Genomic DNA, 12,930 nt, shown 5'->3' with positions numbered 1-12,930 from the left:
AGTTACAAACTCTTTTGTTCTGGCGCAAACCCTGCACTGCCAAACCACTCGCCTACGCCCTTCGCCAACCGATCAAACACCTGCTCCAAACTCGGTGCCCCCTGCCCAAACAAGGCGTGGATGACCTCGGCGTTTTCAAACAAGCCATGCAGATAGGTGCCCAGCACTGCCGGATTGCCGCCTTGCCACAGCATGCCGGGCAGCAATTCCTGCGCAGGCTGGGCCGCGCCTGCCTGCATGTCGGCGCGCAACTGGGTCTGGCCGTGGTGGATTTCATAGCCGCGTGCTTGCACACCGGTCAATGCATTCCAAGGCGCTTGCACAGTAGGCAAGGTCAAGGTGGTGGGCTGCACAGTTTTGTCTTGCGCAAACAAGGTGGCCAGCGGCAGCAGCCCCAGGCCTGCTGCATTGCCGTCCACCCCATGCAGATCAATCAGCGCCTCGCCCAGCATCTGCAGGCCGCCGCAAATGCCCAGCACGCGCTTGCCAGCGCTGGCGTGGGCCACCACGGCGGCATCCAGCCCCTGCGTGCGCATCCAGGCCAGATCGGCCGCCGTGGCCTTGCTGCCCGGCAGGATGACCCAGTCGGCACCCGCAATCTGCGCGGGCGAGCGTGCCCACACCACGCGCACGCCAGGCACTTGAAGCAGCGGCTGGAATTCGTCCAGATTGCTGATGCGCGGATAGGCCACGATGGCAATCGTGGTGTGCACCGCCTGCCCCGCCCCCGTGCTGCCACGGTCGTCAAACACGCCATCTTCTTCCGGCAGGCCATGGTGAAACTGCATGGGGATACAGGCCACCGTGGGCACGCCGGTTTTTTCCTGCAGCATCTGCGGCGCTGGGGCCAGCAGCGATGCATCGCCACGAAACTTGTTGAGCACAAAGCCCTTGATGAGCTTTTGCTCATCTTCCGGCAGCAGCGCCCATGTTCCGTACAGATGGGCAAATGCACCGCCCCGGTCAATGTCAGACACCAGCAGGCAATGCGCGTTGCAATGTTTGGCCACGCGCATATTCACCACATCGCTGGCGTGCAAGTTGATCTCGGCGGGCGAGCCCGCACCTTCAATCACCACCACATCGTTTTCAGCGCACAGCTCGTCCAGCGCCTGCGCGATCTGGGGCCAGACCTTCAGGCTGCGGTCGCGCCAGGGCATCTTGGAGAGTTTCTCATCCACCTGCCCGAACAGCACAACCTGGCTGCGTGTATCGGCCTCGGGCTTGAGCAGCAGCGGATTCATGCGCACATCAGGCACCGCGCCTGCGGCCAGCGCCTGCAGATACTGGGCTGTGCCAATTTCGCCCCATTTTCCGTCGGGGGTGGCAACCACGCGGGCGTTGTTGCTCATGTTCTGCGCCTTGAACGGCGCGACTTTCAGGCCCTGGCTGCGGTAGTAGGCGCACAGCGCCGTGGCCACCCAGCTTTTGCCCGCGCCACTGCTGGTGCCCAGCACCATGATGCAACGTGCTGTCATGTCTCAGTTTTCGGATATTTGTTCTACAGAAATCGGAAGCACCATGCGCTGCATGATGCGAGTCAGCGCCTCACCGGGCTGCAGGCACAGCCCCATGTGCGAGGGCGAGGTCTGAATCATGCTGCTGCGCTTGGCCGTCAGCCAGTGATAGCGCGAGCGCAGGGGCAGCTGGGCAATCGGCCCGCCATGGGCCGCGCCTTCGCAAATCGCCACAATCGCGCTCAGGTGGCGGTGCACGGTCTCCAGATCCACATTCGGGTCCAGCGCCAGCAGGCGCTTTTCATCCAGTGCAATGGCAGCCTGCAGATGACCCGTGCGCTGGCAGGAGAGGATGACGCCTGCGTTCACAAATTCCTCGCGCTCCACGCGCGGGACCACTCGCACGACTGCGTAGTCGTACACCTCATGCCCGTGCATCAATCACTCCTTGCACCCAGCGGCCACGCTCGGCAAGCCGGGCCACAAAATAATTCACATAGGCGGCCCGGTGCGCCTGCACATCGCTCAGCACATCACTGTCACCGCCGCGCTCACTCGCCGCCTGCGCCAGAAAGCAGTCGGGCACCTCATCAACAATAGCGCGCAGCACCTCGGGCGTCAGCTTTTCTGCCAGTTCAGCATCCACCTGCGCAATCTGGCTGGCCAGCGGCAGCAGCACATGCTCGCTGCTGGGCGCAAAGGGCTTGCTCGGGTCGGCCACCACACCGTTCCATGCGTGGTGAAACGTCAGGCTTGCGCCGTGGTCGATCAGCCAAGGCTGCTTTTTGCACATCAGCATATTGGTGTTGCGCGCTGTGCGGTCCACATTGCTGACCAGCGTGTCAAACCACACCAGCCGCGAGGCGAAGTCGCTGTCCACCACATCCACCGCCGGGTCGAAATTGATGGCCCCGGGCAGATAGTCCAGTGCCACGTTCAGGCCGTCGCTGGCGCGAATCAGGTCCTGAATTTCGGGGTCGGATTCGGTGCGGGACAGGTCACCGTTCAGCTGCGCCAGCACAATCTCTGGCACCGGCAAACCCAGCGCCCGCGCAATGCCGCCCGAGATGACTTCGGCCATAAGCGCACGCACGCCCTGCCCGGCGCCGCGAAACTTGAGCACATAGGTGCCCAGGTCATCGGCTTCGACAATTGCGGGCATGGAGCCGCCTTCACGCAGCGGCGTGACATAGCGCTCCACCAGCACAGAGCGCAGCTTCAGTGTTTCAGAGTCCATAGAGGAAATAGTAGCGCCTTGCGCATGTGCAGTCTGGGCGGCAAGGTCATAGAAGGCTGAGCCACGCACGCTCCAGCGCCGCCTGCGATACCGGTGCCAGCACGCCCAGCCGCACATGTCCCGGCAGGCCAAAGCTGGCGCAGTCACGCAGCTTGACGCCCTGCTTGCGCAAGGCAGCCAAGGCTGCAGCCATATCTTCAATCGGCAGGCGCGCCACAAAGTAATTGGCTTGATGGCCAGGCAGCACCTGCCAGCCCAGCCGCTGGCACAGCGCCAGTTGCTGCGCCTTCCAGCGCTGCAGCGTCATGCGGCTTTGCGCCAGCCATTGCTGCACCTCTTCACTGACCCAGGCCTGCAGCATGGCCACGCCATGCGAGCCAGCCACCCAGGAAGCCGCCAGATCACGCAGGGCCTGCAGCTCATGCGCGGTGGCATGTGTGGGGGCAATGGCATAGGCAGCGCGCACGCCCGTCATGCCCAGTGCCTTGTTCGGCGTCCACAGCTGCCAGACGGTATCCAGTGCACGCTCAGGCGCTTCCCCCTCCAGCCACAGCGGGCGATAGGCGCAGTCCAGCACACGCCACTCTTTGGGCGCTGGCGCTGCCTGCCACGCGGGCCAGATGTCTTCCAGCGCACCCAGCGGGCTCGACGGCTCGCAGGCCCAGCTCAGCAGCGGCGGCGCTGCCACTTCTGTGCGGCTGCACAGCGCCAGCCGCCACACCCGCGCCGCCTGCAGATAGTCGCCATAGTGGTGCTGCGGAAACTGCACGCTTTTGCCGCCGCAGCGCACCACATGCAAGGTGATGCGGTGAATCAGCTCACTGCTGCTGCCGCCGATGAGAATACGCTGCACCGCCACGCCATGAAAGGCGGCCAGCTGTGCGCGCAGATCGGTGTAGTGCGGGTCGGGGTACTGCGCCACATGCGCAGCCCGCAGCGCCATCACCGCGGCAGGGCATGGCCCGCAGGCGTTGCGATTGGTCGAAAAATCATGCGCGGGCACGCCCAGCGCATCGGTTCCGCCATGGGTCACTTCAGCCATGGGCGCTGACCTTCCACATCCAGATGCTCATCAAAATCATAGCTACGACCGCACAGAACACCTGGACTGCGACCACTTTCGATGCCAGATGGATAGAGCGTTGCAAATCAGCCGACTCTGGCACCCTGCCCTCGGGATTCAACTGGTAAACGCCGGGCTTGGACAGATGCACGCCCAGCGCCCGCGCCATGGCGCCCATGGGCCAACCGCCGTTGGGCGACGGCGTCACTTGCGCATCGCGGCGCAGACCTTGCCAGTGCACGCCACCTGCCACCAGCGCCAGCCATGCCGCCGTGATGCGGGCAGGAATCCAGTTCAGCACATCGTCCGCCCGCGCCGCCCATTTGCCGGCCCACTGCCAGTGGCGGCGCTGATCGCCCTGCCCGCGCCAGCCGGGGTAGCCCCACATGGCATCGGCCGTATTGGCTAGCCGATACACAGCAGCGCCCGGAAGACCGGCGACCAGAAACCAGAACAGTGGCGCAATCACCGAATCGGCCAGGTTTTCTGCCAGCGTCTCGATGGCGCTTTCGCGCACCGTGGCAGCATCCAGCTGCGATGTATCGCGGCTGACCAGCCAGCTCAGGCGCTCGCGGCCTGCGGGCAAGGACTGCTGCAGCGCGGCTTCCACCGCCAGCACTTCGTCCTTGAGCATGCGCCAGGACAGCAGCGGCTTGAGCAATACACCCACGCAGATCCCCGGCAGCCACCAGGGCTGATAGGGCAGAAAAAACTGGATGATCCAATAACCTATAAAAACAATAGCTGCCAGCGCGCACCAGACAAGCGCTGCAAGCACAAAACGCAGGTAATCGTTCGCCACCTCGGTGCGCGGTGCCAGCACGCGCCCCAGTGCGCCCAGCACCTTGCCCATATAGACCACAGGGTGCAGCCACACGGGTGGTTCGCCCCAGAGGCGGTCCAGCGCCAGCGCCACCAGAATGGCGATCAGCACATTGCACAGATTGTGGGCAGAGGGCAAAAACGATTGCGCATCAGCCGCTGTGACGGCCTGCCACAGCCAGCCCAGCGGGCTGAACGACCAGGCAAAAATCTCCCACCAGCTGATGACCGTCATGCGCCAGGCTTACCTTTCGCCCCTTGCTTCGTTTGCGTCGTTTGCGTCGTGTTCGCGGTGTGCGCAGCCATGCGGCTGTCATCCCACACATCGGCCATCAGCATGTCTTCCAGCGGAGCGCGGCTGGCCCATTTTTCCTGCTGCAGCATGGGTTCGGCGTAATAGGCATCGACAGGGCCCAGGCACAGCACGCCCAGCGGGTGCGCACCTTCGGGCATTTGCAGCAGATGCGCCAGCGCCACCGGGTCAAAAATCGACACCCAGCCCATGCCCAGCCCTTCGGCCCGCGCAGCCAGCCACAGGTTTTGAATGGCGCAGGCGCTGCTGGCAATGTCCATCTCGGGCAAGGTGCGGCGGCCGAAAATATGCGCCTCGCGGCCCGGGGGCATGGCCACGACCAGCACCTCGGCCGCATCCAGCACGCCCTGCACTTTGAGCTTCATGAAGTCTTCTTCACGCTCGCCCAAGGCATGGGCGGTACGCACGCGCTCTTCCTCCACCAGGGCGTGAATCTGCTCGCGCATCGCACGGCTTTTCACACGGATAAAGCGCCAGGGCTGCATAAAGCCGACGCTGGGCGCATGGTGGGCCGCACGCAGCAGGCGCAGCAGCACCTCATCGCTGACCTCGCCTCCCGCAAAGTGGCGCATATCGCGGCGCTCATAAATGGCGCGATAGACAGCAGCGCGCTCCGCCTCGGTGAAAGGCGTGGCGGCAATCGTTGCGAAGGGCTTGGTCGTGGATTCGGTCATGGGTCTATTGTCGCGCCGCTGGTGCGGCGCACGCCATTAATCCTCAATGCCTCTTTGCGCGGGAATACCCGCCTGGAAGGCGTGCTTGACCATCGTCATCTCGGTCACCGTGTCGGCGATGTCGATGATTTCCTGGGGACAGCGGCGACCCGTCAGGCAGACATGCACGTCCTTGGGGCGGGCGGCCAGCGTGTCCAGCACCTCCTGCAGCGGCAGCCAGCCATAGATCAGCGGGTAGGTGATCTCGTCGAGCACAACGAGGAAGTACTCGCCCGAGAGAATATCGGCCTTGGACTTTTCCCAGCCATCACGCGCCAGCTGGGCAGAGTGGTCCAGGTCTTTGCTCTTCCAGCTGAAGCCGTCGCCCAGACCTTCAATCGGCAGGCCGACCTGCTCGGCCAGACGATGCTCGCCAAAGCGGGCGGTGGGCACTTTCATGAACTGATAGACCTTGACGGCCTTGCCCCGGCCCGTGGCGCGAAACGCCAGGCCAAAGGCTGCTGTGCTTTTGCCCTTGCCATTGCCGGTGTTGACAATGACCAGGCCACGGCGCTCGCCCTCGGGTTTTTCGTAGGGCTTTTCAGAGGGTGGTGTTTCAATATTCATAGCTGCTCCCGCTTATCCAACAATGGCTACAAGGCAAAAAGACTTAAAAATCAGGCAAGGCGCGGCAGGGCCAGCCAGTGGCCGTCCAGCGCTCGCACCTGAATGCGGTTTTCAAAAACGGATTCCAGCGCGCGGTGCGTTACGGGGTCGGCGCAACTGCCGTGTTGAATGACGCGCCCGTCCTGCAAGATGACCATCTCGTCGGCCAGCAGGGCAAACGACAGCTCATGCAGCACGCTGACCACGGTCGCCCCCTGCTGCACCAGCTTGCGTGCGGTCAGCATCCAGTCGGTCTGATGCGGGGGGTCCAGGTTGGCCAGCGGCTCGTCCATCAACAGCACCTGCGCCTGCACGGCCAGCGCCCGCGCCAGCAGCACGCGCTGGCGCTCGCCGCCCGACAACTGGCCCAGACTGCGGGCACGCCAGTCCCAGGCATGGGTTTCGCGCAGTGCCTGCTGCACCGCCGCATGGTCAGCCGCGCTGGCCGGGGCCAACCAGCCCTGGTGCGGCAAACGGCCCAGCATGACCACGTCATACACCGACATCTCACCGGCCACGGTCTGGTTCTGACCCAGCCAGGCCAGCGCTTTGGCGCGGTCACGGCTGCCCCAGCTCTGCAAGGCGCGGCCCTGCAGCAGCACCTGCCCGCTCTGGCTCTGATGGCCAGCCTGCATGCCTGCCATGGCGCGCAGCAGTGTGGATTTGCCCGCGCCATTGGGGCCGACAATGGCGGTCCAACGCGCTGGCGTAATTTGCAGATCAATGCTGCGCAGCACTTCGCGCTCGCCCAGTTGCACGCGCAAGCCAGAAACCGCCAGTGCGGAGCTCATGTCGCTCATGCGCCCTCCCCGCCTTGCAGCGCGCCGCGCCGGTGCATCAGCCACAGCAGGTAGCTGCCACCCAGCACGGCGGTCAGCACGCCAATGGGCAGCTCTTGCGGTGCCACCAGCCAGCGCGCCAGCAAATCGGCGGCCAGCAGCAGCACAGCGCCCATCAGGCAGCTCAGCACCAGCAGCCAGCGGTGCAGCGCGCGCACCATCGACCGCACCAAGTGCGGTGCAGCCAGGCCCACAAAAGCAATCAGCCCCGTCTGCGCCACCGCCGTACCCGTGGCCATGGCCAGCAGCACAATCAGCAGCAGGCGCAGCGGGCCCAGTGGCAGGCCCAGGCTGTGGGCCGTGGCCTCGCCCAGCGCTAGGCCATCCAGCACGCGGCTCAGGCTCCAGGCCAGCGCCAGCGTGGGCAGCAGCACCCAAAGCATCAGCGCGCAGGCATTCCAGCCCACAAACGCCGTGCTGCCCAGCATGAAAGACTGCATGGCCTGCATGATGTCGGGGTTGCGAATCAGCACCAGTGATGACGCCGCGCCCAGCACCACGCCCACAATCACCCCTGCAAGCAGCAGGCGCATGGTGTTGTGCACGCCTTTGGCCAGAGCCAGCGTCAAAATCACCGCCGCCACCGCGCCGACGAAGGCTGCCCCCGTCACCCCCCAGAGCGCCAGCGCGCCCAGAGCAAAAGGCGATGTTCCCAGCGCCGCCATGGCCAGCGCCACGCCCAGCGATGCGCCCGAGGCACTGCCCAGCAAATAGGGGTCTGCCAGCGGATTGCGAAAAACGCCCTGTGCAATGGCCCCCGCCAGCCCCAGCAATCCACCAGCCAGCAAAGCACCGGCCGTGCGCGGCAGGCGGATCTCCATCACGATTTGCCAGGCCAGTGGGTCGGCATGGGCCTTCCACACACTCTCAAAACCTGTGCTGCCAACCCCTGCGCCCAGCACGGCCAGCACCATGCCGGCCAGCACCAGCCACAGCAGCAGCCATGGGGCGGCCAGCCCGCGCATCCTGGCTGACGCCATTGCATTCATTTCGAAGCGCCCTGTTTTTGCGCCAGCCCTTGCAGGCAGCGCGCCAGAATATGGGCGGCCTCGGCCATGCGCGGGCCGGGGCGCACCAGCACATCAGACTGGTCTGGCGTGAACTGGCAAATCGCACCCGCTTTGACGGCGCGCATCTGCGCCCAGCCCGGGTATTCAGGCACGCCGGTTTTCCAGCTGCGCTCTCCCGCCATCAGCACATCGGGGTCGGCCTTGACCACATATTCGGGGTTGATGCGCGGAAACGGGCCCAGCTTGGCGTCAATCACATTGCGCAGATGCAGCAGCGTCAAGGTCTCGCCAATAAAGGATTTTTCACCCGCGGCATAAGGGCCACGGCTGGCTTCAAAGTACACACGCTTGCCGCGCATGGCGGGCGGCACGCTGTCTGCAGCGCGCTGCATATCGGCTTCAATCGCCGCCCAGACTTTGTCTGCGCCCTGCTCGGGTGGCAGTTGCAGCAGCGTGCCAATTTTCTGCAGCACCACGCGGGCTTCGGCCTGCGTGCGCGGCTCCAGCGCCACCACTTTCAGCCCCAGCGCCTCCAGCCGCCCCACAGCCCGCGATGCGGTGGAGACCAGCACCAGGTCAGGCCTGAGCGCGACGATGGCCTCAACATTGGGATCCAGCCCGCCGCCCACCACGGGCACGGTTTTGACGTGGGCGGGCCAGTTGGAGTAGCGATCCACCCCCACCAGCCGTTTGCAGGCATCCAGCGCGCACAGGCTTTCCGTCAACGAGGGCAGCAGGCTGACGATGCGCTGCGGTGCCTGCGGCAAGCTGACTTGCACACCACGCGCATCGGTAATTTGCACGGCGGCCAGGGCGCTGACCGTGGTCAGTGCGCCGCTCAGGCCCAGCGTCAGCGCAGCGGCAAATTTCAACCATGGGGCGCGCTTCATGGCTGCACTCCCTTGACCGCGACGGGCAGACCCGCACACATCAGCGTGACACTTTCACAGTACGCCGCCACTTGCTGGTTGAGCACGCCCAGCGCGTCCACAAACGCACGCACCTCTTTGCCCATGGGAATCACGCCCAGACCAATTTCGTTGCCCACGATGATGACGGGCCCTTTGGCACCGTCCAGCGCTTCCAAAAAGAGAGCTAGCTGCGCATTCCAGTCCTGGACTTGAGGCTGATTTTGTTTAGATTCTGTTGATTCAACAGGCATCAACCAGTTCGTCAGCCACAGCGTCAGGCAGTCAATCACCAGCAGCTTCTCTGGCTGGCTGTGCTGCACCAGCACGCGGGCCAGTTCACGCGGCTCCTCAAGAGTCTGCATGCCCGGCACGCGCTCGGCGCGGTCACGCTGGTGGCGGGCAATGCGCTCCACCATTTCCGCATCCCAGGCCTGGCCAGTGGCCACCAGCACCGCCTCATGGCGGGCGTCAGCCTCCAGCCACTGGCGGGCCAGCAACTCGGCGCGGCGCGATTTACCGCTTTTCTGGCCGCCCAGCAAAAACAGGCTGCGCGGCAGGCAGGGATGGGAGGTGGAAGCTGTACTCATGATTTGCGAAAAAGGACTGGCTAGCCCTCGATTGTTGCGCCAAACAGCCAGGCCGCCGCCGCTGGGCACGAGGCAAACCAGGCGTGAAAGTAGCTGGCCCGCACGCTGCCCGACGCGTAAAACGCCTCGCCACGCTCGGCATGCACTTCCGCGCCGGGTCGGCTGCTACGGGTGCTGAAGGCCATTGGCGTATCCAGACGGCTGTAGTGAAAGGTGTGCCCGCGCAGCAAGCCCATGGGCAGCACCAGTTGTTGCATGCCCAGCCCGCCAAGCCGGTTCTGCATGGTCACACGTCCGGGCAGCACGGCCCACAGCGGCTGCTGCGCGCCCTGCAAATCGGTAATCGACTCACACAAGGCCAGCATGCCGCCGCACTCCGCCCACACCGGCTTGCCCTGGACCACATGCTGGGCAAGGGCTTCTCGCAAACCGGTATTGGCCGCCAGCGCCTGCGCATGCAGTTCCGGATAGCCGCCGGGCAGCCAGATGGCATCGCACGCTGGCAGCGCATCGCCCGCCAGAGGCGAGAAAAAGCAAAGCTCCGCCCCCATGGACTGCAGGCAGTCCAGATTGGCCGGATAGATGAATGAGAAAGCCGCATCCCGCGCAATGGCAATGCGCTTACCCGCCAGCCAGGGCTTGATTTCTGGCTGCGGCTCATGCTGCGCAGGCGGCATGAAGTCCACACACCAGTCCTGCCAGCTGGGCTGGCCCGGCTCGGCTTGCCAGAGGCGCTGCCCCAGCGGAGTCTGGGCCAGGGCATCCGCAGCGGCATCCAGCCGCTGCAGTGCATCGCCAAGCTCATGGGCCGCAATCAGCCCCAGGTGCCGCTCAGGCAGCAGCGAAGCCGATTTGGGCTTGGGTGCTGGCTCGCCCAGTTGCACACCCGGCATGGCACCCAGCCACAACTGCGGCTCGCGCATGCCGCGTTGCAGCAGCTCTGCATGATGGGCGGTGGCCACGCGATTGGCCAGCATGCCGGCCCAGCGCAGCTCTGGCCGGTAATGGTGCAAGCCATAGGCAACAGCACCAAAAGTGCCTGCCATGGCCGCAGCATCAATGACCGCAAGCACCGGCAAACCCAGCCGCTGCGCCAGATCGGCCGCGCTGAGGTTGCCATCAAACAAACCCATGACGCCTTCGACCAGAATCAGATCTGCATCCTGCGCGGCTTCATGCAGGCGGCGGCGCACATCGGCCTCGCCCGTCATCCACAGATCCACCGAATGCACGGGCTGGCCACTGGCCAGCTCATGCCAGTACGGATCCAGAAAATCCGGCCCGCACTTGAACACCCGCACCTTGCGCCCCTGACGCGCATGCAGCCGCGCCAGCGCCGCCGTGATGGTGGTCTTGCCCTGACCCGAAGCCGGGGCGCTGATCAGAATGGCGGGGCAGCGGGCAGACTCAGCCACGGGCAATGCCGATTTTTCCTCAACCACGGCTTAACGCGGCTGCCACAGCAGGGTCAGGTAGCCAGCACGGCCACGCGTGTTGTAACCGTAGGCCGTGGTGTAGTCCTTGTCCGTAAGGTTGGCGATACGGGCAGACAGGGTCCAGTCTTTGTCCAGACGGTAGCTGGCATACAGATCCACGGTGGTGTACTGGCCCATCAGCTTGTCTGCCGAGTTCTTCGCGTCGTCATAGCGCTTGCCCACAGACTGAGCCGACGCGCCGAAGGTCCATGCGCCCCAGTCCTTGTCTGCAGACAGACGCGTGACATGGCGGGCGCGACGCGGCAGCAATGTGTCGGTCAGAGTGTTGCGAGGATCCAGTTGGTCATAGTCCGCACGCAGCTTCCAGCCCATGAACTGGCCGCTGTAGCCCAGCGTCCAGCCCTTGATACGGCTGCGAGGGATGTTCTCGGGCTTGGTCGTGTTCGCGATATAGCCGCGAATGCGGTTGTCGAAATAAACCAGCTTGACGGAGTGCCCACCTTCGCTCCAGGTCACACCCACATCGGTATTGCGACCAAATTCAGGCTTCAGGTCTGGCGAGCCATAATCTGGCCAGTACAGCTGATTGAAGGTCGGCGCCACAAAGCTTGTGCCATGCGAGGCATGCAGGCGCCACTGGGAGTTCAGACGAAACCCATAGCCCACGCCCCAGGTGTTCTTGCTGCCGAACTGCGAGTTGTCATCGCGGCGCAGATTGGCCTGCCAGCTATGTGCGCCCTGCTCACCGGTCAAACCGACAAAGCCGGAATTCACTGTTCGCTCCGTCACCGAATATTTGGTGCTGCTGTTGACTTCCTGCTCCAGTCGTTCAAAGCCTGCAACCACCAGGCCAACGGGCGTGGCGATATCGTTTTGCCACTGGTACTGGCGCTGAGTGGTGGCAAACAGGCCCGGCAGGTTATAGGACTGCGCGGAATCAATGGCATTGCTCTCATCACGCGAATGGCTGATGGTGAACTTGGACTTCCAGTCCTTCAGGATTCGCCCAGTCACCGAAGCCGTGCTGACCTGCGTGCGCAAAGCACTGCGGGTATCCACGCCAGGGCCGTCATCGAAATGGGTGATGCCTTCCGAATACAGCACGCTGCCGTCAACACGCCAGTCAGAGTTGATCTCATAGCCCAGCGAGGCATTCAAAGAGCTCTGGCGAAACGGGTCCCGGTCGGGGTTGTAGTTTCCGTAGGCCACCTTGGAATTGGTGGAGGAAAAACCATGTTCGGTCGTGCGCTGCGCATTCAGCGAATAGTTCCAGCCTTGCTGAGAGCCATTCAGACCCGCGGCGGCCTGCGCATAGTGGTCACTGCCCAGCGTGACACTGGCATATGGATTGAAAGGCTTTGCGCCAGTGCCCTTCTTGGTGAAGATCTGCACCACGCCACCAACTGCATCGCTGCCATACAAAGAGGATGCTGGGCCCTTGATGACCTCAATGCGCTCAATGGATGCCAGAGGAATATTGGCCCAGGAAGGGCCGCCGCTGGTTGCCGAGCCATAACGCACACCATCCACCAGCAAAATCGTGTGCCGGCTTTCCGTGCCGCGCGTGAAAACGCTGGCTTCCTTGCCCAGACCGCCATTGCTGGTGATCTGCAGGCCCGCCTCACGCTGCAGCAGCTCAGGCAGGCTGCTGCCTGCGGCGCGCTCGATCTGCTTGGCATCGATGACTGTCACATCTGCCGTCAGCTGTTCAATGGAGGCTTCGGCGCGGCTACCAGTGACCACGGTTTCTGCCATCTGGCGTGCACCCGCATCCTGTGCATGGGCGGCAAACGAAGAAATAGCGCACAGCACAGCCGCAGCTGCCACACGAGTGCAGGCAAATGGCGCCACGCAGAGCTGCGCGGACGAAGAGTTTCTGGACATGAGAAATCAGCGAGAAAGCGCTCACGCCAGCCTACCCGCCGACACTGAGCAA

The 12,930-nt window shown here is 64.0% G+C and carries 13 protein-coding genes; all 13 read right to left on the bottom strand.

The genetic code is table 11. From position 1 onward, the window contains the following. Positions 1-2: 2 nt before the first annotated feature. Genes JDW18_RS09800 through JDW18_RS09740 form a run of 13 tightly spaced genes read right to left on the bottom strand, consistent with a single transcriptional unit; the run spans position 3 to position 12,878 of the window. Positions 3-1,478 (bottom strand): cobyric acid synthase, encoded by a 1,476-nt coding sequence (locus JDW18_RS09800; protein ID WP_218243424.1) that lies wholly within the window; start codon positions 1,476-1,478, stop codon positions 3-5. A 3-nt stretch (positions 1,479-1,481) separates the two neighbouring features. Beyond that, on the bottom strand, positions 1,482-1,895 hold the full coding sequence (locus JDW18_RS09795) for a DUF3037 domain-containing protein (RefSeq protein ID WP_218243423.1): 414 nt from the start codon (positions 1,893-1,895) through the stop codon (positions 1,482-1,484). After that, the gene (locus JDW18_RS09790; RefSeq protein ID WP_218243422.1) at positions 1,882-2,694 is read right to left on the bottom strand and encodes a HipA family kinase; all 813 of its coding nucleotides are present in this window, start codon (positions 2,692-2,694) and stop codon (positions 1,882-1,884) included. The genes JDW18_RS09795 and JDW18_RS09790 overlap by 14 nt, the downstream gene beginning before the upstream one ends. Positions 2,695-2,740: 46 nt before the next feature. Further along, the gene (locus JDW18_RS09785; protein ID WP_218243421.1) at positions 2,741-3,736 is read right to left on the bottom strand and encodes an aminotransferase class I/II-fold pyridoxal phosphate-dependent enzyme; all 996 of its coding nucleotides are present in this window, start codon (positions 3,734-3,736) and stop codon (positions 2,741-2,743) included. Further along, positions 3,729-4,814, bottom strand: coding sequence for an adenosylcobinamide-phosphate synthase CbiB (cbiB, locus tag JDW18_RS09780; protein WP_218243420.1), 1,086 nt, complete (start codon positions 4,812-4,814; stop codon positions 3,729-3,731). Before cbiB ends, JDW18_RS09785 begins: the two co-directional genes overlap by 8 nt. Then, positions 4,811-5,566 carry a 5,6-dimethylbenzimidazole synthase gene (gene bluB / locus JDW18_RS09775; RefSeq protein WP_218243419.1) on the bottom strand — a complete coding sequence of 252 codons (756 nt, stop codon included), beginning with the start codon at positions 5,564-5,566 and terminating at the stop codon, positions 4,811-4,813. The genes cbiB and bluB overlap by 4 nt, the downstream gene beginning before the upstream one ends. Before the next feature lie 36 nt (positions 5,567-5,602). After that, positions 5,603-6,172, bottom strand: coding sequence for a cob(I)yrinic acid a,c-diamide adenosyltransferase (cobO, locus tag JDW18_RS09770; RefSeq protein ID WP_218243418.1), 570 nt, complete (start codon positions 6,170-6,172; stop codon positions 5,603-5,605). Positions 6,173-6,222: 50 nt separating this feature from the next. Further along, positions 6,223-7,011, bottom strand: coding sequence for an ABC transporter ATP-binding protein (locus tag JDW18_RS09765; RefSeq protein WP_218243417.1), 789 nt, complete (start codon positions 7,009-7,011; stop codon positions 6,223-6,225). Further along, positions 7,008-8,015, bottom strand: a complete 1,008-nt coding sequence (locus tag JDW18_RS09760; RefSeq protein ID WP_246610525.1) for a FecCD family ABC transporter permease — start codon at positions 8,013-8,015, stop codon at positions 7,008-7,010. Before JDW18_RS09760 ends, JDW18_RS09765 begins: the two co-directional genes overlap by 4 nt. Before the next feature lie 20 nt (positions 8,016-8,035). Then, positions 8,036-8,950: an ABC transporter substrate-binding protein gene (locus JDW18_RS09755; protein ID WP_218243415.1), complete on the bottom strand. Its 915-nt coding sequence runs from the start codon at positions 8,948-8,950 to the stop codon at positions 8,036-8,038. Further along, the gene (locus tag JDW18_RS09750; RefSeq protein WP_218243414.1) at positions 8,947-9,558 is read right to left on the bottom strand and encodes a bifunctional adenosylcobinamide kinase/adenosylcobinamide-phosphate guanylyltransferase; all 612 of its coding nucleotides are present in this window, start codon (positions 9,556-9,558) and stop codon (positions 8,947-8,949) included. Before JDW18_RS09750 ends, JDW18_RS09755 begins: the two co-directional genes overlap by 4 nt. A 20-nt stretch (positions 9,559-9,578) precedes the next feature. After that, complete coding sequence (locus JDW18_RS09745; protein ID WP_246610419.1) at positions 9,579-11,000, bottom strand: cobyrinic acid a,c-diamide synthase CobB; 1,422 nt, start codon at positions 10,998-11,000, stop codon at positions 9,579-9,581. 3 nt (positions 11,001-11,003) lie between these two features. Continuing rightward, positions 11,004-12,878: a TonB-dependent receptor domain-containing protein gene (locus tag JDW18_RS09740; protein ID WP_246610417.1), complete on the bottom strand. Its 1,875-nt coding sequence runs from the start codon at positions 12,876-12,878 to the stop codon at positions 11,004-11,006. Positions 12,879-12,930 lie beyond the last annotated feature (52 nt).

The organism is Comamonas fluminis, assembly GCF_019186805.1.
GTDB classification, from domain to species: domain Bacteria; phylum Pseudomonadota; class Gammaproteobacteria; order Burkholderiales; family Burkholderiaceae_C; genus Comamonas; species Comamonas fluminis.
Note: the sequence above shows the minus strand (reverse complement) of the source record. Positions and strands in the feature narration are given on the sequence as shown.